At 41.3% G+C, this 23213-nt stretch carries 26 protein-coding genes; 20 read left to right on the plus strand and 6 right to left on the minus strand.

All coding sequences use genetic code 11. The annotated features are described in order from the left end of the window. The first annotated feature begins 116 nt into the window (after nt 1-116). Nucleotides 117-926 carry a helix-turn-helix domain-containing protein gene (locus AA0Y26_RS07130; RefSeq protein WP_413366397.1) on the plus strand — a complete coding sequence of 270 codons (810 nt, stop codon included), beginning with the start codon at nt 117-119 and terminating at the stop codon, nt 924-926. A 101-nt stretch (nt 927-1027) separates the two neighbouring features. On the opposite strand, the gene AA0Y26_RS07135 is transcribed toward AA0Y26_RS07130, so the two are convergent. Beyond that, nucleotides 1028-1651, minus strand: a complete 624-nt coding sequence (locus tag AA0Y26_RS07135) for a response regulator (RefSeq protein WP_413366398.1) — start codon at nt 1649-1651, stop codon at nt 1028-1030. Then, a complete protein-coding gene (locus AA0Y26_RS07140) occupies nt 1652-3640 on the minus strand; it encodes a sensor histidine kinase (protein ID WP_413366400.1) in 1989 nt (662 codons plus the stop codon). A gap of 192 nt (nt 3641-3832) precedes the next feature. On the opposite strand from AA0Y26_RS07140, the gene AA0Y26_RS07145 reads away from it, so the two are divergent. From AA0Y26_RS07145 to AA0Y26_RS07160, 4 genes are read left to right on the plus strand one after another with little or no spacing between them, the layout of a single operon-like run. Beyond that, nucleotides 3833-4573 carry a hypothetical protein gene (locus AA0Y26_RS07145; RefSeq protein WP_413366402.1) on the plus strand — a complete coding sequence of 247 codons (741 nt, stop codon included), beginning with the start codon at nt 3833-3835 and terminating at the stop codon, nt 4571-4573. A 16-nt stretch (nt 4574-4589) separates the two neighbouring features. After that, on the plus strand, nt 4590-5108 hold the full coding sequence (locus AA0Y26_RS07150; RefSeq protein WP_413366404.1) for a hypothetical protein: 519 nt from the start codon (nt 4590-4592) through the stop codon (nt 5106-5108). Beyond that, nucleotides 5096-5836 (plus strand): hypothetical protein, encoded by a 741-nt coding sequence (locus AA0Y26_RS07155; protein ID WP_413366406.1) that lies wholly within the window; start codon nt 5096-5098, stop codon nt 5834-5836. Before AA0Y26_RS07150 ends, AA0Y26_RS07155 begins: the two co-directional genes overlap by 13 nt. Nucleotides 5837-5878: 42 nt before the next feature. Continuing rightward, on the plus strand, nt 5879-6361 hold the full coding sequence (locus AA0Y26_RS07160; RefSeq protein ID WP_413366408.1) for a hypothetical protein: 483 nt from the start codon (nt 5879-5881) through the stop codon (nt 6359-6361). Between the two features lie 164 nt (nt 6362-6525). Here the strand turns inward: AA0Y26_RS07160 and AA0Y26_RS07165 are convergent, their stop codons facing one another. After that, nucleotides 6526-7161 (minus strand): DUF3885 domain-containing protein, encoded by a 636-nt coding sequence (locus AA0Y26_RS07165; RefSeq protein ID WP_413366410.1) that lies wholly within the window; start codon nt 7159-7161, stop codon nt 6526-6528. A 514-nt stretch (nt 7162-7675) separates the two neighbouring features. Here AA0Y26_RS07165 and trxA point away from each other — a divergent pair. After that, nucleotides 7676-7993, plus strand: coding sequence for a thioredoxin (gene trxA / locus AA0Y26_RS07170; protein ID WP_413368097.1), 318 nt, complete (start codon nt 7676-7678; stop codon nt 7991-7993). A gap of 82 nt (nt 7994-8075) precedes the next feature. Here the strand turns inward: trxA and AA0Y26_RS07175 are convergent, their stop codons facing one another. Together AA0Y26_RS07175 and AA0Y26_RS07180 are read right to left on the minus strand one after the other, a co-directional pair. Beyond that, a complete protein-coding gene (locus AA0Y26_RS07175) occupies nt 8076-9191 on the minus strand; it encodes a hypothetical protein (RefSeq protein WP_413366412.1) in 1116 nt (371 codons plus the stop codon). After that, on the minus strand, nt 9163-9684 hold the full coding sequence (locus AA0Y26_RS07180; protein WP_413366413.1) for a sigma-70 family RNA polymerase sigma factor: 522 nt from the start codon (nt 9682-9684) through the stop codon (nt 9163-9165). Before AA0Y26_RS07180 ends, AA0Y26_RS07175 begins: the two co-directional genes overlap by 29 nt. A 245-nt stretch (nt 9685-9929) precedes the next feature. Between AA0Y26_RS07180 and AA0Y26_RS07185 the strand changes: the two genes are divergently transcribed. Then, nucleotides 9930-10568, plus strand: a complete 639-nt coding sequence (locus AA0Y26_RS07185; protein ID WP_413366415.1) for an NAD(P)-dependent oxidoreductase — start codon at nt 9930-9932, stop codon at nt 10566-10568. 110 nt (nt 10569-10678) lie between these two features. Here AA0Y26_RS07185 and AA0Y26_RS07190 read toward each other — a convergent pair whose 3' ends face one another. Continuing rightward, the gene (locus AA0Y26_RS07190) at nt 10679-11095 is read right to left on the minus strand and encodes an Lrp/AsnC family transcriptional regulator (RefSeq protein WP_413366416.1); all 417 of its coding nucleotides are present in this window, start codon (nt 11093-11095) and stop codon (nt 10679-10681) included. Nucleotides 11096-11232: 137 nt separating this feature from the next. Between AA0Y26_RS07190 and AA0Y26_RS07195 the strand changes: the two genes are divergently transcribed. From AA0Y26_RS07195 to cntE, 13 genes are all read left to right on the plus strand, one after another. After that, nucleotides 11233-11841: a DJ-1/PfpI family protein gene (locus AA0Y26_RS07195; protein ID WP_413366418.1), complete on the plus strand. Its 609-nt coding sequence runs from the start codon at nt 11233-11235 to the stop codon at nt 11839-11841. Nucleotides 11842-11851: 10 nt separating this feature from the next. Continuing rightward, complete coding sequence (locus AA0Y26_RS07200; RefSeq protein WP_413366420.1) at nt 11852-12883, plus strand: DUF1835 domain-containing protein; 1032 nt, start codon at nt 11852-11854, stop codon at nt 12881-12883. An 18-nt stretch (nt 12884-12901) separates the two neighbouring features. After that, complete coding sequence (locus tag AA0Y26_RS07205; protein ID WP_413366422.1) at nt 12902-13465, plus strand: hypothetical protein; 564 nt, start codon at nt 12902-12904, stop codon at nt 13463-13465. A gap of 50 nt (nt 13466-13515) precedes the next feature. Next, nucleotides 13516-14073, plus strand: a complete 558-nt coding sequence (locus AA0Y26_RS07210) for a cysteine hydrolase family protein (protein WP_413366423.1) — start codon at nt 13516-13518, stop codon at nt 14071-14073. A gap of 236 nt (nt 14074-14309) precedes the next feature. Further along, nucleotides 14310-14954 (plus strand): SDR family oxidoreductase, encoded by a 645-nt coding sequence (locus AA0Y26_RS07215; protein ID WP_413368099.1) that lies wholly within the window; start codon nt 14310-14312, stop codon nt 14952-14954. Between the two features lie 69 nt (nt 14955-15023). Beyond that, a complete protein-coding gene (locus AA0Y26_RS07220) occupies nt 15024-15200 on the plus strand; it encodes a hypothetical protein (RefSeq protein WP_413366425.1) in 177 nt (58 codons plus the stop codon). A gap of 98 nt (nt 15201-15298) precedes the next feature. Continuing rightward, nucleotides 15299-15787, plus strand: a complete 489-nt coding sequence (locus AA0Y26_RS07225) for a YndM family protein (protein WP_413366427.1) — start codon at nt 15299-15301, stop codon at nt 15785-15787. Nucleotides 15788-16804: 1017 nt separating this feature from the next. Then, nucleotides 16805-18406: a nickel ABC transporter substrate-binding protein gene (gene nikA, locus AA0Y26_RS07230; RefSeq protein WP_413366429.1), complete on the plus strand. Its 1602-nt coding sequence runs from the start codon at nt 16805-16807 to the stop codon at nt 18404-18406. Nucleotides 18407-18411: 5 nt separating this feature from the next. Further along, nucleotides 18412-19353 carry a nickel ABC transporter permease gene (gene nikB / locus AA0Y26_RS07235; protein WP_413366431.1) on the plus strand — a complete coding sequence of 314 codons (942 nt, stop codon included), beginning with the start codon at nt 18412-18414 and terminating at the stop codon, nt 19351-19353. After that, nucleotides 19350-20156 carry an ABC transporter permease gene (locus AA0Y26_RS07240; RefSeq protein ID WP_413366433.1) on the plus strand — a complete coding sequence of 269 codons (807 nt, stop codon included), beginning with the start codon at nt 19350-19352 and terminating at the stop codon, nt 20154-20156. The genes nikB and AA0Y26_RS07240 overlap by 4 nt, the downstream gene beginning before the upstream one ends. Nucleotides 20157-20172: 16 nt before the next feature. Continuing rightward, entirely contained in the window at nt 20173-21033 is an 861-nt protein-coding gene (locus tag AA0Y26_RS07245; RefSeq protein ID WP_413366435.1) for an ABC transporter ATP-binding protein, read from the plus strand. Beyond that, complete coding sequence (locus AA0Y26_RS07250; protein WP_413366437.1) at nt 21030-21845, plus strand: ABC transporter ATP-binding protein; 816 nt, start codon at nt 21030-21032, stop codon at nt 21843-21845. Before AA0Y26_RS07245 ends, AA0Y26_RS07250 begins: the two co-directional genes overlap by 4 nt. Next, nucleotides 21842-23032, plus strand: coding sequence for a staphylopine family metallophore export MFS transporter CntE (gene cntE, locus AA0Y26_RS07255; protein ID WP_413366438.1), 1191 nt, complete (start codon nt 21842-21844; stop codon nt 23030-23032). Before AA0Y26_RS07250 ends, cntE begins: the two co-directional genes overlap by 4 nt. The last annotated feature ends 181 nt before the right edge of the window (nt 23033-23213 follow it).

Below are 23213 nucleotides of genomic sequence, written 5' to 3' on the forward strand. Positions count from 1 at the left end.
AAGCCGCGCTTACATGGGGAATGAAAAAATTTCTCATGTTTTTTTATTTTGCTGTCCCTAATTGTCCTATTATTTTCGATAGTAATTTCTAGAGGATAATGAAAAGGGGAATGGACATGGTGTTTGATTATTTGAAGGAATTCGTTATATTCAGGTCAGTTGAAGAAATGGATGAACATATAAGAAGTCATTTGCTGCGTTACAAGGAGCTGCTCACAGAGAGTGAAGTTGCAATTGTAAAAAAAATTGCCTCGCATGCACTTGCCTATCCAGGAGTGTCCCATCTGAAAGCGATAACGATTGCGGATAGCTTGCAGATCAGTACCAAAACAGTATACAGGGCAGCGGCAAAGCTTGAGGAGCTGGGAGTAATAGGCAGAGTCCCTACGAAAAAACTGAACGGTATCAAAGGAGCGAATATTTATCGTATTCTTCCTTTTGTCCCATCGGACGTGTCCGAACGGGAAAAAGGCAGAGAAACGGACAGTGGCAATGCTTCCAAGCCGCTGCCAAGAAATCAATCATTTGTTTCTTTAAATCTTTCTCAAACAAGCACTTTACATAATATATATAATAGATTGCAAAATGAAAGAGAGAGAAAGATGTCCTGCATGAATGAATACCAACGGACATTATACGAGCTTCTAATGGAGACGCCTATTAAGGACGAGCTGAAGGATGGATTATATCAGGCAATTGTGGCAAGTTCCATGCCTGATTTCCGTACCTTTGTACAGACGCGCGATGCATTGATCGGTATTATTCAGGATATTCATGCAGGCAGGCTGACGATTAACACAACACTCCGAGCTGTATTACAGGGTGCCCTGCGAAAAACTCTGCCTATGGGAGTCTCAATGGAAACAGTGCCTGAGCAGCCGCGGCGAAAGGTGGAGTTCTATGACTGGCTGACAGAACGGGAGTGAAAGCCATTTCCTTTTTGCAGGTAAATGGCTAAAAATACGATTGTCCTCTAAGCATTTTTTTCAGCTAAACATGAATTTTCGGACGCTCCCTTTTATTCATTCTAGTCGAGCAGCCCGGAATCCTTTGCCTTGTTCACCGCCTCAGTGCGGGATTCGACCTGTAAATACGTAAATATCTTTGTCAGGTAGTTTTCTACTGTACGCTGTGATACACCAAGTTCCGATGCGATGGCTTTGTTTGTGAAGCCCTGAGCGACAAGCTGGAGGATTCTCCCTTCTTTTTCAGGTAATGTATAACCGTCATCAGTTTTTGTATTTGCTATTTTTCTAGAAATGAAGTTAAGGAATTGCGCAGGTACAAGGATATCTCCGCGTAGTACGGCGCTAATGGAATGAATAATTTGTTCTTTTGTAGCAGTTTTCGATAGCAAGCCATCCACTTTGCTTGTAATGAGCAGATCATAATAATCTTCAAGTTCATAGCCTGTATAGAGAATCAGGCGGGTATCAGGGGAGAACTCTCGAATTTCTGCTGCGAGCTGAATGCCGTTAATCGGCTGCATATTTACATCAAGCAAGCAGCAGTCATATGTTTCACGCCGCAGCCGATCTATAGCAAAAAGGGGATTTGTTTCTGCTTCAATCGTCCAGTGCTCATGATGATCCAGCAGCGCTTTTGTTCCGTTTAATACAACGGGATGGTCGTCTACAATTAAAAGTTTCATTTACTCATTTCCTTTCTCTATATGAATGGTGATTCCCAGACCATTTTTCTGCCCTTCATCAATTTGCATCGTTCCGTTAAATGCACGGACTCTTTCATGCATTCCTTTCATGCCCATCTTATCGGAGGCGGTGAAATCACTCTCATTTAGTCCAACTCCATCATCCTCATAGAGAATCTCAATATGACGAGACTGGACGGTGACAGTGAGGAATACATGGGAGGCATGGGCATGCTTCATCGCATTATTTAGCAGTTCCTGTACAATACGATAAATCATGAGGGCATAGGCAGGGTTCTGCACTTTCTCAATATGGAACTGCTCCTTCAGGATAAAATCAGCTCTTAGCTTTACCTTCCCGCAAAACTTTGTTAGAGCGGATTGTAGTCCAAGAGTGTCGAGCAGCGGTGGATTAAGCATTTCACAATATTCCCGGAGCTCGTAAGAAATATCGAGCAGCTGTTCGCGAATATGCGATACTTTAGCTGCGTCAATTAATGCAGCAGGCATGTCCAGCTCCCTTGCCAGATAAAGCTGCTCCTGGAGGACTGTATCGTGCAATTCTTGGGCAAGGACTGCCTTCTCTTGTTCGACAAACTGCCAAACAAGACGGTTAACCCAAGGAATGTCACCGATTTCTCTAGAGGCCTCCTCCATCAGTTCTTCCATTCGCTTCAAGCTGCTGAAGAAAGCATCGCTATACATTGTCATCAGTTCCAGCCAAATCATCTCCTCGTTGCGGAGCTGGATGCTTTCCTTTTCCGCACCTATGACAAGGAGCAGCTGCTTCGTTGTATACCGATGCAATAGAAGTTCATAGCACCCGCCACGTTTTGTCACCTCAAAGGGACGCAGTGTAATCTGGTCGTGGGGGACTGTCCGCACTGTGACTGCCTGGAAATCCAGTTTCCGCTTGATCTCCTCAACAATAATGCGCACTAATTCCTCTTCACTGCGGGCAAAGCCCATTTTTTTTAATACTTCATATAAATGCTGTCCAGTTCCGCTATCAGTCATTGGCAAGAGCTTGCGTTGCCTAAAGTCCAGCTTTTCTTTTATAACAAGCAGGATGTAGATACAGATTACTGCTGCTAAAAATAGCAGCAAAAACTGGCGAGTGGTTAAGACATCATATAAAAAGACAGCTAGCCCTCCACAAAACACCAATGCAGAAACAGTAGAGATGCTTCCATAATAGCGCAGACGCGACAGATGATACTGCAGGCCAAACAAACGCTCTGTGAGCTGTGTAAAAATAAAGCTGAAAGGCAGAAGTAAAAAAAAGATGGCTGCAATTTCTGGTGCTACAAAGGGCTTCTCTATAATCAGCTCGGGCAGGACATATAAAAATACATACGGTAAAAACGGTACAATGCAGCTAAAGATCAGAATCCGGATCTGCACTTTTTTTGACTGGGCATAACCGTAAAGCAAAATCCGAAAAATTGTAAGAACCCCAATCGAGAAGAGTAATAACGTCATCCAATCTACCAGCGCCTCAAATCTTGGCCAGAATATTGTCATGAAGCTTGCTGAAAAGATGATGATTGGGAAGCTGTACATAAACAAAAGACTGGATGTATACGGCCATTTCACTGCAATCCGATCAAAGTAGTTCCGCAAGAAATGTACTAAAATGCTGATACATAGCATCATCGCTGTACTGAAGAGAAGATAGCTGAACGAATCGCCACTCGATGCACCCGCAGAGCTGATATAGGCAAGGCTGACAGTCAGCAAAAATAGTATAAGCATCGGCAGGAGCTGATTTCCCTTAAAACGTACGAGATAGAAGGCCGAACAGAGCGTCAGCAGGAAATAAACACTCGGCAGTACGAAATGCAAGTAGAAGAAATAGGAGGACTGGCCGGTTGCCCCTTGTCCTTGTATAAAAGTGTAGGCCGCTGTTAGTATGTAGAGTCCGAATACTAAATAGGTGAAAAGAGACAGGCTGAACCAATATTTTTTTAATAGTTCAAGAGTGCTCATATCTATTGCTCCCTTCACATTGTTTTCTTTCTATTATGAAGAAATTTTTCTGATAGGGAAAGAGAGCAGCTGGCATTTTCGGTTATACACAATCCATTTCTTCGTACCGCAAGAGGGCCGGTGGAAAGGCGTAATCGTGTTTGCGGGATAATCCATGTTAAGGTGTTGCTAACAATAAGAGGAGAGAAAAAGATGAAGCATCCTTTAACAGTATTTGGACTAGTATGTATCGTTATTTCGTTTGTTCCGCTATTTCTGATGGCTAGAGAAACATATATAAACAATTCAATAAATAAGCGCTACGATATTTCCCATACATATATGGAACATGGTTTTCCATCGTCGATTGACACTCAAAAAATCGAAGTGAACGATTTTACTATAGAAATTAAGGAGGAACCAACAGGCAAAAAGGCACCAAAAACATGGTGGGATACAGAAGAAGGTGGCGGTGACATCGTCAAACTTCAGCTCCTTGTAAACGGCAAGGAAGTGTCAGCTGCTGATGATATTGCGCTTTCCAGCAGCAATAGAAGCAGCCGTTACTGGTCCTGGCTCGATGTGCTGCTTGTGGAGAACAAAAAGAACGGCCAGGAACAGATCGCTATTGTCCAAAGACTGTCCGAAGATAATGCCATACAGGAAGATTACCGCTGGAAGATTATTTTTATTGCCGAAGACGGCAAACTCTCAGAGGAAGAAATTCAGTATCATACCCGTTCAGAAAATCTGCTTGCTGTTAGATTAATTGGTTTCTCCGGTACATCATTGATCGGTATGGGATATTATTCCGATTTGTTACATTATTATCCGACGCTGTTTTATCCACTTCTTTATCCATTTGGCACAATGGCAGCGGGCATTATTCTCTTATTACTTGGACTGTTTCTGCAACGGCAAAGAGGGAGGCACACTAGGCTCAATCCGAAGTAGAAAAGGAGAGGTAAAGATGGTAAAGTACACGATTATCGGAGGTTTTTTTGGCTTACTGCTGTCCTTTATTATGCCTTTTGTATTTGCTATATTTGCCTCCGCCCTAGCAGGAAGTCTTGCTTTTTCGCTGAGCGGGACGTGGCTCTATTACGCCGCAGCTATCCCATTTGTTCTAACATTTTCGATACTAGGGAGCTTCTTTTGGAAGAAGGGGCAGCTGGAGAATAAAAATATGTGGCTGCTGAGCGCTGCTGTTGGACTTTTTATCCCGCTCTACTGTGGAACAATGGGCGCGTTGTACGGAGAATATATTGTTCGCCAATCATTTCGATTCTACACGGCAAACGGCTATTTAGGTACAAATGTTAAGGAGATACTCATTAGAGGGACTATGTATGCCTTTATTTTGCTGCCAGTGACAGTACCATTGGCAAGATTGTTAGTAGAATTGTTCTGGGACATATTACAAAGAGTACCAGGCTGCTATAAAACGGGCTTGGAGGATAAGGGAGTGGAAGACGAGTGGAGAAGGTGACCGCCAAAATGGCCGGGGCAGGAACAGGCATGACGGTGCTGGTTATATGGACATTGGTTGTTTCAGAGATTGATTGGTATGAAGTCAGCGAAACATTGTCGAATCGTTATTTATGGCTGTTGTTTTTCGGTTATGGCCTGCTTGTGGCACTACTGGTAGAAGGAGTTGTCTGGAAATTCCGTATAAAAAGGCATAGTATTCGGCCGATCGGCTACATGGCTGCAGGTTTTCTATTATTCTATGTTTTTGGAATAAATGTGTTTGCTGTTATTGCGGGCATCATTTCAGCAGTTTTTGCGTTCCTCTTTTATATGGGTGAAATGGCTGCACGTCATTCGCGGTCTTATCGTATCGTATTTGCCTTTGTGCTGCCTGCTTTATTCCTGGTTATCGCCTGGATAGATTTTTCAGTGAAACAGAGGTGGGAGGAAAACAGAACGGAAGAAGGATATGAGGCAACGTTCGGGTATTTTCATGGGGAGCACCGCATCCCGGTAGAATTGAAAAAAGGGGAGTCTGTATACTTTACAATTAACTTCGAACCTGCCAATGACGGGGGCTACGGCCATTCATTTGAAGATGCTAACGGACAGCCTGCCGGTATGGAGGAGCTGGGCAGGGACAGTTTTGGATATAGGGCCGAGCAGAATGGTGTATACTACATTGTTCTTTGGGGAGACCGTTTTAATGGCAGTATAGCTATCGATTGGGAATTCAAAAAGAGCTAGAAGGAAGCTTTTAGTTGGCTTACCGTAAAAGGATTGAAATTTATGAAAAAACTATCCATCTTGTTTTTTATATGCTTCTTGAGCGCCTGTGGAGGGAGAGACACAACGGATGCTGCAAAAGAGCTCAATTACTATTCTTCAGCGGATGAAACAGCATGTGCATTTGTTTTCTATGGTGTGGAAGGAGCGCCTCCTTTAACGATCCAAGACCATGTAGTTGATTACCGTTTTGGCAGACAAAATATTTTCCCGACAAGTTCACCAAGTAATTTTGGATGGGCATCTGAAGAGTTCTCAGGGGCTCGCCATGTCAATTTTTACAATAGTGAAGGTGTTCAAATAACAAATGAAGAGGAAAGGCCTTTGCTGTTTAATGGCAGTATTGCTGTTGACGATATAGAGCGAGATTATGATGTATTGCATTTTAACGATAGAGAAGAATGCTTCACAAACGATCCTTTCAAGGATTTTAGTATATTCTCCGAGCTGGTAAGGGAAATATATAAGGAAAATAAAAGGGAATAATGATGTCATTCTCGTTTAAACAATGCAAATAAGGTGGAGAAAACTTAAAATGATGTCAGGCAGGCCATATCCAAAAATCATTGTACAATCGGCACCGTATTCTATGAGCTGTAGGGTTCATTCTAGACATTAAAAAGGGGAACGCTGGAAGAGGGCGTTTCCCGTTATACTTTTTCATTGAATACCCGATCAATAGCCGGCCTGTCATAATCCAAAATCCAATGATTATATTTTTGATAAATAAATTTAATTGTATCGGGGGAAGCTGCCAATAAATCGCATCCCCTGTCATCATAAACGTGAAAGATCGTTTTTTTAGTGATATTAACGAAGTAAACCCTATGGCAAATCCTCGGTCTCCGCCCCAGCTCCTTGTTGCAAATCGCTTTTAATAATGGAACATATTTAACATCCGAGGTTTTGCATTGTAAAGTAAATCTGTGCGTTTTAAATACACCCTCTTCGTCATCTTCGGGGAAAATATAAGGCAGGTCTTGGTATTCCAATTTAAACAATAATGATTTTTTTACATAGGGCGGGAAATTCTTTAACTGCTGTTTAAGGTTTTTCCCTTTCCTGAAATCATTGACATCTATCACGACAAAAATTTCATCTGTTGGGGAGTGTAAGGCTTCAAATAAAGTAATCGCCCTTTTATAACACCCTTGTGCATATAGGTTGTCTGGATAGTTTCCCTCAGCCCCAAGCTCAAAACGTATGCCAGTAGCCCAACTATAAAACAATGGTGGTTTAAGTTCTAAATTGCGGAAGTTCTTGTGCATAAATTCATTTAATTGCATCTCGTCACCTCATAGCTATTATTTGTCAGTTTAAATGATCCGGTATTTGAGCGTACATAAATTAGCATAAGTTTTTTGCTAATGAATAAATACCCTTCATTTCTTTATTGCATTTTTCATCATACGTCCAATCAATAGCTGCTTCTGCCAATACTTCCTATTTCGTCATATCATCAGGATTGACAATCGAAACAGCAGGCGGGAAAAATCATATTCCTCACCTATACATCCCGTTAATGCCGGGATAAGTAATAAGCCCATCATTCATTTGATGAATCGGTTTATCCCACACCACTCGTTCTCCTAAATACAGTTTTTAGCAATCTATTAGTGTAGTGTAACATAAACGCAGGCTTTCCCTAATATTGAGTAAATGGCCAGATACAATCATATTTTAGAAAAAACCTTTTTACTGAAACGAAAAAGGGAATAGTATAGAGAAGTGTCAGGTTTGGCAGCGGAAGCTGTAAAACTGCTGGTCAAACGATCATTAAGTGAAAAGGAGGAACAGATGATGGCGATTGTAGATGCGACAGATCAAACATTCGAACAGGAAATAATGGAAGGTACGGTGCTTGTTGATTTTTGGGCGACATGGTGCGGTCCATGCAAAATGCTCGCCCCTGTGCTGGAGGAGCTTGATGAGGAAATCGGGGACGATGTGAAGATTGTCAAAATAGAGGCTGAAGAAAATCCGGTGACTGCTCAGGAATACGGCGTTATGTCGGTACCAACCTTATTATTATTTGTTAATGGAGAAATGAAGGCGAGGTCGGGCGGCTACCAGCCAAAGGAACTGCTGCTGGAGTTTATTGAGAATAATAGGGAATAAAAACCGTCCCTGAAACGAGGCAGTTATATCGCCTGTTTCAGGGACGTTTTGATATACAAATATCTTTCTCGAAAAAAATTTTTTATTGGGCCTTTTCTAAGATGGCTTTTAGTCTGGCTGCTTCAGAAATTGTATAGATCGTTTGTGTATCATCGGCGTGCATGAGCGAAGCTGAATCATTTCCATTCCACCATAAAAAGTATTGCTTTCCCTCTAGTTCAAAACGTATGTCAGGATTAGTCATATTAACAATACCAGGCATTTGGCGTGCTGTTTCGATCAGCTTATTCGCTGCTCCTATATTTTCAGAGATGGTAACTGTTTGGAGAGCACTATCTTCTCCTGTATCAGCCCCCAGGTAGTCTGTTAACAGCTTTACTACATGCTCTCCGGTAAGTTCGCCATAGCCGTCTTCACCGCTAAGCATAATTTTCCCATTTCCAATCCAGATATTGTACTCTAACAGCCGCTCCGGTTCATTCGCATCGTAGCGGATGAACAGTGTCAGCTTTGCATCGGAATCATGTACCATTTCTTTTACGACTCCTTCATGCCATTCAATCTGTCCGAATATTTGCTGCAACGTTAAAATATCTTCAGGCGCAAAAATAGGTTCATGTTCGTTCACTGTGAAAAACTCCAAATAACGCAGGTCTTTCTTTTCATTAGGCTTGCCAAAAACGCGGGCGATTTGCTTCTTTACTAGCTCTTCGGCATTCTTTACCACCTTGCCGGCTAGTTCTTCTTCTATAACAACTGTTGACGGCTCATTTATAATAATGATTTTTTGTACATTATCGATGACTTCTTCACCTGAGAGCTCCTTATAAGCAGTCGTCAGCTTTGATTCCTTATAGGTACCGTCCTCTGAGTAATGGTCTTCAATCATTTGTAGTTCGGTAATCGTTCGATTCCCGTTCCTCGTTACTTTTGTTACTGCATTCAAATATACCTGACCCTCATCACTTGGAATCATTGCCGCCTCGACATGAATGTCTGCTTTCTTTTCGTCACTTGTCAACATAGGTTCTTCCTTTAAAAATAATGCCCCGGCACATAAAAGCAAGACAAGAAATCCTGCCAGGATGATCTGGTATTTCCAAGTATATTGTTTTTTCATTTTCTGTATAATTCGCTGTTCTAGCCCTTGAGGGTAAGGAGCCTGCTGTTCAATTTCTTCTTCCAGTTGCTTCTTCATCAATTGTCACCTCCCATTCACTTAAACCCTTGCTTAATAAATCCTTCGCCCGCTTCAGGCGAGTATGAACCGTGTTTTCCGAGCACTGCAAAACTTCTGCAATTTCCCGCCCCTTTAGCTCATTAAAATAATATAGAATGATGACCTCTCTATAAATGATGGGCAAGGCGATTACAGCATTCAGAATATCCTGTTTTCTTGCCTTATCGGTAACCTGCTTTTCTACCGACTGTTTGCTTCGAAACGTAAATTTCTCCAGCCATTCATGGGTCCTATTTTTTAGGCTCCGCTTATAATCATGGCACCGGTTATAGGTCAGTTTCGTGAGATACGTTTTTAGAGAAGCTTCCCGACGAAACTGGTCCTGCTTTTTATAAAACGATAGCAGTACATCTTGTGTAATATCTTCAGCAGCTTGCCGGTTCTTCGTATAGAGATAAGCCGTCTGATAAATATGCTTACTGTATATATGTACAATTTCTTCAAAATCCACATTCACCGCCTCCTCTCATTAACAATAGACGTAGCAGATAGGAAATTTCTTTCATAAAAATTAATAGTATAGGACAATTTCTTTTTTGAGTAGAGAAAGGAAAGTTGGAACAAGTAAATTAGAAAAATCGGAGTAGGGGAAAGCTTTCAGGAGGATAATGGTAAAACTATACTAAAGGGATAAATTATTGAAACCCTTTATCTGCCAGAACGTATACGAGGTATTACATTTAGTTGGAGGTATATATGAGTAATCCTCAAAAGGTGGCCATTATTGGAGGGACGGGGAAAGTCGGGCGTCGTATAGCAGCTCAGGCTTTACAAGAAGGATATCAAGTACGAATGCTGGTAAGAGACCCGGAAAAATTGCGGCAGCTGGATAAAAGGATTGAAGTCGTTGAGGGGAGTATACAGGATCTAGAGGCTATCCGTATCTTACTTAAGGACTGCAGGACTGTAATTAACACTTTTGGTCAGCCCTACAAAGACAAGCCAATATATAGTGAGTCGACGAACAATATACTGGACATCATGAAGGAACTTAAAATCAGCCGCTATATCGGAGTTACGGGCGGTTCGCTAACAATTGAGGGCGATAAAAAGAGCGTTTGGAATCGAATTGGAGCAAAGCTGTTTGAGATTTTCCTCTCCAGCATGATGGAAGATAAAAAACGAGAATGGGAGATTTTAAACAATACTACACATATTGACTGGACTCTCATCAGACTCCCTTTCATCGTCGATGGGACAAAAAGGGCTCATATAAAGGAAAATCTCGTAGATATGCCTGGCACGAAGATTACTAATCAGGATATAGCAGCTTTTATCATTAGCCAGATCAATGATCTTCAGTACGTAAGGAAAGCGCCGTTCATTTCCCATTGATGCTGGAAGGCTGCGCGTAAAGGAGTACATGAAATAGAATATCGAGCACAACGAGATGAATGTATGCCAGTCGTTATGAGTATCCGGTGGATCGGAGTGGTCCAGTCAATTCAGAAAATCATATTTTTCTGTCCAGACAGTACAATATTCGTCGAGGGGGTCCCGTATGGCATGGCCTGGTCAATGAATTGCTCGAGTGTTTCGACGGATTGTGTGGCGATTTTGACAATATAGCTGATTTCACCTGCTACCCGGTAGCACTCCAATACGTCTGGATGGCTATAGCAGAACGCCGAGAGCTTTTTGCAGTCGCTGGATTTAAACAGAACGAGGGCAATGATTGAGCGGTCGAGCTTTTTAAAATCAATCGACGCATAATAGCCGGTGATGATTTCCTGTTCTTCGAGTTTCTTGATTCGTTCTGCCACAGCAGGAGGGGATAGGTGGACATGTGACGCGATTTCTTTTGTGGTACATTTTGCATTGCGCTCCAGCTGCTTCAAAATTTCGTAATCAATTGTATCCATAGTGTCTCCTTTATTAAATTAAGTCTTTCTATGAATTATCCATAAAAATAAAAGTAAATTCAATAGAATCCGATTTTTAACTTATTCAAGAATGTAAGAAAAATCCTTACACTAGTGAAAAGTAAGGAGGAGATTACATGAAAAAAGTTTTATTATTACTGGCAAATGGATTTGAAACATATGAGGCGAGCGTTTTTACAGACGTGCTCGGATGGAATCAGCTGGAGGGGGACGGCATGACGGAGGTCGTCACTGCCGGAATCCGCCCACAGCTGCAGGCAACATGGAATTTCAATGTAGCCCCTGAAAAACTTGTACAGGATATCAATCTGGAAGAATTCGATGCCCTGGCGGTACCCGGTGGATTTGAGGAAGCAGGGTTTTATGAAGAAGCATTTAGTGAGACATTCTCAAAGATTATCCGACACTTTGATCAGCATAAAAAACCGATCGCTTCGATCTGCGTCGCTTCGTTAGCCTTAGCACATAGCGGGGTTTTGTACGGACGTAAAGCGACGACCTATAGTCATCCGACAAGCATCCGCATGACACAGCTTGCAGAGTATGGGGTGCACGCAGAGGCTGAGAGGATTGTAGTGGACGAACATATTATCACATCTTCAAATCCTGGTACGGCAATGGACGTGGCGTTTTTGCTGCTGGAGATGCTGACATCAAAAGACAATACCGAAAAGGTGCGGGATTTAATGGGGTTTAATATGTCCCCGCAGAATCCCGTAAAATAGGGGGAAAGTGATGGAAACGATTGAACAGCTAAAGCAGGCAATCAATAAACTGGAGGAACGTGAAGCAAAAAGTCTGCTGTTTCTATTATTGCTGCAGAACGAGCAAGGAAATATAGAGCAAATTTCGAAAATGATGAACGATACAAAAACATTTTTGCTCAAGGAGAACTATACTGAGCAAGTCAGCGATCCGCAGACGGTACATATTGTTTTTGGCGAGTCGGCGGGAGGCAGCTTAAAGCAGGCATTTCGCGATACTCCATATGAAAAGACAGAGGCCATCATTGTGCTGCCAGGCTGCTTATCAGTTGGCCCAGTCAAGGCATTACATACAAAAGAAGGGCTGGACAATCGTTTCAAGTGGCTGAAACATCATTTCCGCGATGAATTTGATGATTTAGGTATTTATAAGCGAAATATGGAAAAAGCACTGCAGCAACTTGAGGATATCCAGCCATATCAGCGGATCGTCATCTGGACATGTGAAAATGCTGCCGAACAGACGGGGCTGCGTTTTGTACTTTATTTATTGAAGGAAAAAGCGAATGAGATAAAAGAATTCAATACTTTCAAAGCTTATCATGAATTATTTGACGATCCAGCCCGGGAAGAAGATTTTTATCCGAGATCTTCTGGTGAACTGAACGCAGAACAGCTTCTTTTATTCTATAAACAATTGTCAACCAACCTGATGAAACCAAAACTGCGGGAATCTCTTTGTATGGAAGGGGAAACTCTACTGCAGTCAAACGGGCTTCTTCGTGTATGGAAAGATGAACAGGTCCATACCACTAGTGAAGACAATGAAGATACATTCATCATTGACTGTGCGAGAAGGCTGCATAAAAAACAGAAAACGCATGAATTCATGAAAGCGCCGCGGCTTATTGGTGAAGTGATTGGGCATATGGAGCAATATACGGGAGACGAATGGATTGAATACCGGCTCCGCCATTTAATTGAGCAGGGAATCTTTGAATACCGCGGGGAGCTGCACGCCATGAGGTATTACGAGGTGAAGCTGAAAGAATCATGGCTTTAGACAGATCTGAATAAGGATATGCGAGTAAAAAATCCATTAATTATGAACACTCTTAAATGGAACTTTTTGTTATTTGAACCGTCAGATGTTGTAATTGAAAAAATAGTGCAGAATGCAAATAAAACGGCAGGTGAAAAGATGACTAAAAAGCTGATATTTCCATTATTTTATATAGCCGAGTGGGTTTTCTTCTTGTATGTTCTTCTCTTTATCCTGATTTTTAACTTGTTCAATTATGTTAACCTTCTTCTGGTAGATATGCCATGGGAGGAACGAGTCCCTCTTACTTCATCTACTACTAAGTCCTTACTTATAATACTGGTAATAGGGTTGGTCTGCTTCATCTATATAAGGTATCTGGCAGGCCATCGGGTGTATCGGAAAGTTAAGGCAGCCATTTGGGGTATTGTATTTAGCATAAACTCCTTAAGCTGTATTTCTCTGTTTATTATTAGTATGAATTTTGGGTTCGATCTGTATGAAGGGGAGCGCATGATATTGCTGGTTGCTGCTTGCATCAGTATTGTTCTTACCGTACAAGTTATCATGAAATATGAAAGCGAAAGGGGAGTTATAAGCTAACATCGGCAATACAAAAAATTTTCTTTAATGGGAATCAAGGGGGATAAAAAATGAAGCAAGCGCTGCTGATTATTGATGCACAACAAGAATTAATAGATGGTAACGAAGAGCAAAAGCCTGTCTATGAAAAAAAGAAGCTGATCCAAACGATTAACAACGTAGTAGAGGAGGCAGGGAAGCGGGACATACCGGTCCTTTTCGTACGGGACGAGGACGTTGCAGGCGGTGAAGGAGAAGGATTCCAGGTTCACCGGGAAATAAATATTCCTCCCAATGCTCCCATGTTCAACAAACAGGCGACCAATGCCTTTTACGGGACAGATTTGCTTCGTTATTTGCAGGATATTGAAGTGAGCCATCTTGTCATCATGGGCTGCCAGACAGAGTATTGTATCGATACGGCTGTCAGAACGGCAACAGTTAATGGGTTTGATGTGACCCTCGTGGAGAACGGACATTCAACGACTGACTCTGCGGAACTATCCGCTGCGCAGATCATTGCACATCATAATAGAATCCTGCATGGCCATTACAACGTGGACAACTTTTCTGTCGTAAGAAATTCTGAAGAGCCATTATTTGAGCCTATTCACGATGATTACCGGTAGTTTTTCAATATCAGCAAAAGGCAGCGTCCTATTACAGGGGTGCCGCCTTTTTTATTTGCCATTAAGATTTGAAGGAAACGGCTTTGTAATTGCGCAGCCTAATAAAGTGGTAACTATGGAGGAAGAAGCAAATTCAAAATTAATCCATCATATTAATGAAAGATAGAGCAATTCTTTTTGAAATACAGCATGTCTATGGAATAATGGAACGAAATGCAGGGAAAGGGGTTATACCATTGAAAGTATTAGTAGTCGGAGCTAATGGACAGATTGGCAAGCACCTGGTGAAACTGTTAAAGGAAAGTGATGAATACAGTGTGACAGCATTCGTTCGAACAGAACAGCAGGCAAGGGAGTTTGAAGACTTCGGTGTGGAAGCAGTCATGGGAAATCTTGAAGGAACGGTTGGAGAGCTTGAGGAAGCGCTAAAGGGCAGTGATGCAGTTGTCTTTACAGCAGGTTCAGGCGGGAAAACAGGATATGATAAAACATTGCTCATTGATCTTGATGGGGCTGTGAAGGTAATGGAAGCAGCTGAAAATGCAGGAATACAACGATTCATCATGGTCAGTGCGTTACAGGCACATAACCGTCAAAACTGGAATGAACAAATTAAGCCTTACTATGTTGCTAAACATTATGCTGACCGAGTCCTAGTTCAAAGTAAATTAACCTACACAATCATTCGCCCTGGAGGACTTCTAAATGAGCCCGGTACTGGCAGAGTCACGATAGCGGAAAACCTTGAAAGAGGCATTATTCCAAGAGAAGATGTGGCAAAAACAATTCTCGCGGCTATAAATGAAGAAAACACCTTTAATAAATCATTTGATCTCGTGTCAGGTGAGACATCAATTAGAGAAGCAGTAAAAAATATATAATCGTTTATTTTTACAGCCCTTTCGCATTTTGAAAGGGTTGTATGTGATGTAAAGGAGTTTTGGACTAACATGAGATGTGGAGCAAAATGCTTTTTTGTTGAATTCGAAATAGATGGTGAAATTCAATCGCAGTCAATTACAGCAAGAACACCGGTAGAAGCGAGAAAAACGATCCGCCTCACATATGGACAGGGACCTCGAATTTTAACGGTTAAAGAAGAGAAGAAAAGAAACTTAGGGACGTAAAGGTACTGCCTCTTTGTAACTCTTTATTTCTTAAATGTATGAAGGTATAAGAACGGGAAAGTCTATACTTTAAGAAATAAAGAACGGAGGAAGTTAAAATGCAGTACACAAAAGCATTTTTCGTTAAGCTTGTTCTGACAATCGTTATGTTATGGATTGTATTAGGGTTATTCTTTGACGTTTCATTTGGAAATATACTGCTTATAGGAACGATCCTTACGATTGTTGCCTTTGTTGGAGATGTATTCATTCTGCCTAGGGTTGGGAACTTAATGGCGGCAGCAGGCGACTTGCTTCTTGCCTTTTTTGTTGTCTGGGCATTAGGGGCCATACTATTTGACCAAAACACAGCGGTATTTTCCGCCGCCTTTTTATCAGCTCTTTTTATTGGCGTAGGGGAAATGTTTTATCATCGATACTTTAGAAATCATGTGATGAAAACAGTCCGGGAGCCAGAGAAGAATAGGGGTTATAATTATAAGCCAAGAGTTGCACAAACTGAGTTTTCACAGGACTTTGATCAAGGCCAGGAAAAGAACGAGAACAACGATACTACCAATAATGAAACAGAAGGTCCTACGAAATAAAAAAGGGACTGCCTAATTTTCTCTTTATTAAAAACAAGTCAAGAGGTAAGCCGGACCTAATGAAATAGTGAATTCTAATGCTACACACTATATGCAAAGAAATTAAGAGGATAGATAGAGCTCAAAAAACAAGCTCTACCTATCCTCTTTTTGCAATTTTAATGTAAATATTTAAATTGTTGCTTTTAATAATGAATGATCTTGGCAATTCAAACGCTGTTGTTTTTTGTATTGGCCATTTATCGGATGGTCAATAAAAATTACTTCAACTTAGCTAAATTCTCATCAAAAAACGCCTGATGTTTATCAAGCCCGCGCCTTTTGCACCAGCCTAATGAAGTAAAGACATCTTTATGTTACATAAAGGGTGATAACGCCTTTATTTTTCAATCTAGCTAACTCGTCTTTAGGTAAAGCAGCTATTCTGGAAAACAAAGAAGATTTCAAAAAATATACAAAAACAGCTTGCAAATAGTAATCATAACTGTTTATAATAACGAGGTATTTAACTGCAAATAGTAATCATTACGTTTATTTGGGTTAAGGAGGGATAAATAGAGGAAAAAAATACGCTAATTTTGCAACAAATAAAAAGAATGATATGAAAATAAGTGAAACAATTCAAAATGGATTACGGTGAGTTTTCCACTATGATCGGACAGTTACACAATCTTCTGCGAAAATCGGAAGTCTATAAACAATCAATTTGTTTGCGCACGATCCATAAAACCTAACAGTCAGGGATGTGCCCGGAGTAAAACGTCATATCCATGGAGCAAAATTTGTATGTCACAAACGCCCGTTCATCGAAGGGGCAAGTATTAAAAATTTTAAATCGTAATCATTTCGCTTTAAAAAGGAACATAAAATAAGGCAGGCGTAAAAGGGTTTATATTTATTGAAGCTGTAAGCAGTCATAAAAGACATATTTTTTAACAGCTGTGAAAGGCAAGCGTTTAGAATTTTAAAGCTTTCAAGATATTCACCCTCAACATTATTAATTAAAGGAGATTTTTTATGCTGAAAAAGGAGTATTTATTTTTGGTAATAATGTGCGTTTCACTTTTGTTGGGGGCGTGCAGCGAGGTAACGTCATCAAAGAGTAAAGAAGGCAGTGGTACAGATAAAAATACATTAACGATGTCTTGGCCGCTGGACATTGGGGAGGCAAATCCACATTTATATTCACCGAATGAAATGTTTGCACAGGCAATGCTGTATGACCCATTAGTTGTTTACGGGACTGATGGAACAATTTCTTCAGGGTTAGCTGAGAAGTGGGACGTTTCTGAAGATGGAAAGGAATATACGTTTTATTTACGGGAAGGTGTTTTATATTCTGACGGTTCGAAGTTAACAGCAGAAAATGTAAAGCGCAACCTTGAAACAGTTATCGGCAATAGTTTAGCCCATAGCTGGTTAGAAGTGGTAACGATTATTGATAAAGTAGAAGCACTGGATGAGTTAACAGTGAAAGTTTCATTAAAGGAACCATACTATCCATTTCTACAGGAGCTGGCATTGATTCGACCGCTCCGTATGCTAGGCAATGCGGGTTTTCCGGAAAGCGGTAATACAGCTGATGGTATTAAGGAGCCTATTGGTACAGGCCCCTGGATATTAAAAGAAGCAGATGAAAATCATGCAGTCTTCATACGAAATGAAAATTATTGGGGCGAAAAACCTTCGATTGAAAAGGTAGAAGTAAAATATATTGCTGATTCACAGATGCGCATGATGGCTTTAGAAAAGGGAGAGATTGACTTGATTTTCGGAAGCGCACAGCTTATGCCAAGTGAATTTACTACATTGCAGCAAAACGATAAGTATGTAACGAAAATTTCAGATCCATTATCAACGCGTATTTTATCCCTTAATACCACATATGGGGTGACGAAGCATAAAGAGGTTCGGCTCGCGCTTCAGCATGCTCTTGACCGGCAAACAATTATTGAACATGTTTTGAGCGGATTAGAGCAGGAGGCACATTCTTTATTTGCACCGGGCTTCCCCTACAGTGATATTGAAATTGAAAAATACAATTATGATTTAAAAAAAGCACAGCAAATTTTAGATGAAGCCGGCTGGGCGATGGATGAGAAAACAGGTATTCGCTCTAAAGATGGCGAAATACTGGAACTGCTTATCGCCTACAATTCAAGTGACCAAGTGCATAAGGCAATCTACGAATATTTACAGGGCGCCTGGAAAGAAATTGGCGTTGAAGTGGAGCTAGTAGCTGAAGAGAACCAGGTATATTATGCGCGGACAAAATCAGGTGAATACAACATTGTGATGAATGATACGTGGGGAGCGCCGTATGATCCTCATATGTATTTACGGACAATGTTAGGAGAGCAGCAAATCGGTAACTATTCATTATCGGGAACAGATGCGAGTGGAAAGCTTACAGATGAAATTACACGTGTTATTCGATCTACAAATGAAGCTGAGCGCAGCAGCTTATATGAGAGCATTATTCAAACGATCCAGCAAGAGGCAATCTTCATGCCAATTTCGTATCGCCAAAATTACCTTGTAGCGAATGATGTGTTTAAAACGATGACATTCTCGCCGCAGCAATTTGAAGTACCAACTAATTTATATGAGATGAAGTGATGATAATGGCGAACTATTTAATGAAACGCTTTTTGAGTATGGCACTAGCGATGATTGGTTTAACGTTAATTGCATTTTTTCTCATGCGCATCATGCCAGGTGATCCGATAGAGGCCTATTATCAGGCAAATCATATCCCGGTAACAGAAGAAATGCTAGAGCAGGCAAGACAGGAGCAAGGGCTGGACAAGCCCTTGTTTACACAATATATCACATGGCTTGGCGGAATAATGACATTTGATTTTGGCACGTCCTTTATGAACGGAAAATCAGTAAGTGAGGAATTATTGGCTTATTTTACCGTTACGATTCAATTGGCGCTCGTTGCTTTTTTGTTCATGTTAATTATTTGTATTCCAATTGGTATCTTAAGTGCAATAAAACGAAATTCTGTCTTTGACCATGTAACAAGGCTGACGATTTTTTCTGTTGCCTCGATGCCAAGCTTTTGGCTGGGGTTTGTGCTTATTTATGTTATCGCATTCAAGCTTGACCTATTACCGCTTATGGGGTGGGGAACGCCGCAAACAATTATTTTACCGGCATTAACGCTAGCTTTGGGAAATATACCATTTTACATTCGTATGATCCGTACAAGTATGATTGAGCAAATGAAACAGCCTTTTGTAACATTTGCCCGGGCAAGGGGGATAAGCGAGTCGGTTATTATCCGTAAACATATTTTTAAAGCCACATTAACACCGTTTGTTACGTCTCTTGCGATGACATTCGGCATATTAATAGGCGGCGCTGCTATTGTAGAAATGATATTTTCCATTCCCGGTATGGGGCGCTATATTGTGGGAGCGATAACAGCACGTGATTATTACGTGATGCAAGGCTTTATTATGATGATTGGATTTTTCTTTATAATTGTAAACTTTTTAGCGGATTTATTATGCGCATTAATCGATCCGAGAATTCGATTGAAGGAGAATTTGTCGTGAGAAAAAAATGGGCATTTTATTGTAGTACCTTTCTTGTTTGTCTCTTGTTTTTTATGGCGGTATTCGGTCCTTGGCTCATGCCGAATGATCCGCATGTACCAAATATGGCGGCGAAACTGCAAGGATTTTCAGCACAGTATCCTCTTGGTACAGATCATTTAGGGCGCTGTGTGTTATCGAGATTAGTCGAGGGGGCAAGGGTGTCTTTATTCGTTGCGTTTATCGTGCTGGCGGCGACACTTTCTATTAGTATGATAGTCGGATTAACAGCAGGCTATGCCGGCGGCTGGATCGATCTTATGTTGATGCGTATTTGCGATATATTGCTTGCGATTCCGAATTTTATTTTTGCACTAGTGATTGTTGGTGCACTTGGCGCAGGCATGAAAAATTTAGTCATTGCCATCGTCGTGGTCGTCTGGGTTGGTTTTGCCCGCGTTATACGGAATATGGTTGTAAGTTTAAAAGAAACGAATTATGTAGTGTATGCGAAAATATGCGGTGTTCCGACTTGGAAAATCATTCTACGTCATATTGTGCCGTTTGTATTTCCGCAAATGCTTCTTTTAAAGCTAATTGGTTTAGGTTCCACGATACTAATGATTTCTGAGCTGTCTTTTTTAGGGCTGGGGATAACACCGCCGACAGCTGAGTGGGGCATGATGATAAGTGAAAGTAAAACGTACTTAATGACAAAACCGGAGCTGATGATTATTCCAGGTGTCATGATTTCATTAACAGTATTGATTTTTAATGCCTTCGGTGACTCGCTGCGGGACGTACTGGACCCAAAATCAACATGAATAGAGGTGAAGAACTATGTTAGAGGTTCAAAATCTGTCAGTGCTTATTCAAGGTAAACAAGTGCTTCGTCAAGTGAGTCTGACTGTTCCAAAGGGCAAGGTTGTTGGCATTATTGGGGAAAGCGGCAGCGGAAAATCCGTATTATGCTCAACCATTCTCCAGCTTTTTCGTAAAGATCGAACGGCAGCAGGCACTATTAAGTTTAATGGGGAGTGCTTGCTTTCACTCGAAGAGAAAAAAATGCGTTCCCTTCGCGGGAAAGAAATTGCACTCATTATGCAAAATCCAATGTCGATGTTTAACCCGCTGGTAACGATAGGCGGGCATTTCATCGAAACGCTTCAGGCACATACAAGCATGACAAAAAAGCAGGCCATAAAAATAGCGAAGGAACAACTGGCACTATTCCAGCTTAATGATGTGGATGTATTAAAGAAATATCCCCATGAATTAAGCGGGGGGATGCTTCAGCGTATTATGATTGCCATTTCAGCAAGCCTTGAGCCAAAGCTATTACTAGCTGATGAGCCAACAACAGCGCTTGATACGATGACACAGCTTGAGATCGTAAAGGAATTAAAAAAGCTGCAGGCAAGAACGAAAATGTCGATATTGATTGTCTCACACGATTTAGGTGTTATTGCAAACTTAGCTGAGGAAATCATTGTAATGAGAAGAGGTGTGGTAGTAGAGTACGGACCGGCCTCGCACATATTATTACACCCCATTCATCCATATACCAAAACTCTCGTAGCAGCACGCGATGAACATAGTACGCTGGATGAGCTCAACGATAAGTATGAAGATACGGTGTCAGGCGAATTGGTTTTATATGATGAGAGCCACTGGGTGAGAATGGAGGGTTCGAGCAGATGATAATTGTTCAGCAGGTGTCGAAAAGCTATCACCAATCACGGTTTTTCAAGAAGCGTCAATCGGTTGTAAGGGCTGTAGATAATGTGTCGCTTAAAATAAAAGAAGGAAGTACGTTTACATTGCTGGGTCAAAGCGGATCCGGAAAAAGTACACTTGGCAAAATTCTTCTTGGGATTGAAAAGCCTGATAATGGTGAAGTTTTATTTGATGGAATGAATGTGCATAACGCAACCGGGAAGAAACGAAAAAAGCTCCAGCAATCGATGCAGGTAGTATTTCAGGATTGCCACAGTGCGGTGAATCCCAAGATGAAAATCAAGGATATTATCGCGGAGCCTATGCTAGTTAACGGAAAGCTGGTTCCTAGGAAAATCGAAGAAAGAGTCGGTGAACTATTGGAAATGGTAGGGTTATCCAAGGACGATATGGTGAAATATCCGCATCAATTCAGTGGGGGGCAATTACAGCGCATTACAATTGCGCGTGCCATTTCAACAAGACCTCGATTGATTGTTTTGGATGAATCTGTAAATAGTCTTGATGTGTTAGTACAAATAAGTATTCTAAAGCTGCTTAGGCGATTACAGCAAGAGCTGAAGCTTACATACTTTTTCATCACCCATGACCTGCATGCAGCACGTCTCTTTTCGGATGAAATTGCCATTATGCAAAAAGGAAGAATTGTAGAGCATCTGCTTGTCGGCGAATTGGAGCACGCAAAGCATGAGGCAACGAAAGCATTATTAAATTCACGACTTACAATTGATTGTATCCATAACTATTTAGAGCATAACGAGGAGCAGGTAGTATGAAGAAAAGGCCGTTATCTTTCAGTATGCTGCAAATCTATGGCTTGGCGATTTTCTATTTCACCGCTAATTCTGTTTTAACCGTTATCTTTCCACTGCAGGCAGCCGACCACGGGATGCCGGAAGCAGAAATCGGCCTGATGATGGGGATGTATATGTTTGTTTGTATGGTGCTGCGCCCGTGGGCTGGCCAACTGGTAGCCAAATATAGTGCGCTTACCATTATGAAATATTTATTGCTGGGGCACGCAGCGGCACTCCTTTTATATGTATGGCTAGGGGTGGACAGCCTTTATGCTGTACGTATTTTGCAAGGGATCGTGACGGCGTTTTTTTCCATGGCCATGCAGATTGGCATTACGGAAACTTTGCGCAATGAAGACCGGGGGCAAGGCATGGCAATGTATTCATTATCAACTGTCATGCCGGGATTGTATGGCCCTGCATTAGGAATGCTTTTATGGGTTCAAGAGGATAAATTGCGGCTGCTTGTTTTTATTACCATCTTGGCATTCGCACCATTTTTATTATTCGTCAAATCATCCTTGCCGAAAACAAAAATAGAGAATGCATCATTCACCCTGAAGGATATGGCGGAAGGGTTGAAAATAGCACGCGGGCATAAAGAGTTAATCGTTGCTGCCGGTGTGATGCTCATTGGTGCGAGCATATTTGGAGCCATCTCTACATTTTTACCGCTCTATTTTGTTACGACAAATACAGGGAGTGTAGGGTTTTATTTATTTTTGCAGGCTTTCGTCGTTGTAGGGAGCCGATTTATTTTCAGAAAATATATTCCCTCCGAAGGGAAGTGGCATCCAGGCTTTATCTCCCTCGTATTAAGTAGTTCAATTATCGGCACAACAATGCTGGCACTGCTCCCGTTTATCGGGCCGTTTGTCTATATTAGCGCTATATTTAACGGTATTGCGACAGCGATGCTGTATCCTACTTTAACAACCTATATCTCATTTGCGATTCCTGAATCGCATAAACATGTATTGCTGGGGTTATTCCTAGCATCTTATGATTTAGGTTTTTCTTTAGGCGGCATGCTGATGGGGTTTGTTGTACAGTTCGGTTCGTATCCAATTATGTTTGCGGTATGCTCTGCCATCGGTTTAGCAGCGGTTGGCTATAATTACACTGCTGGCTCAGTAAAACAGCAGATGATGATGAATGAAAAATAAAAGGAAAGCAGTCGTTTTGACGCAAAGAATATGCTGCTGTTTTCGAAGAGATAGTTTAGCGGGGGGCCATCTTATTCATACAAAATGAATCTAGCATAATAATACTAGGCTGCAGGAGAGTACTCGTTGTGATGAATGCAGGAGAAAGTAAAAGAAAATCTGTCTACGGTTGTTGACCTGG

Origin of the sequence: Lysinibacillus canaveralius, assembly GCF_047301505.1 — a bacterium.
In the GTDB taxonomy this organism is placed as follows: Bacteria; Bacillota; Bacilli; order Bacillales_A; family Planococcaceae; genus Lysinibacillus_B.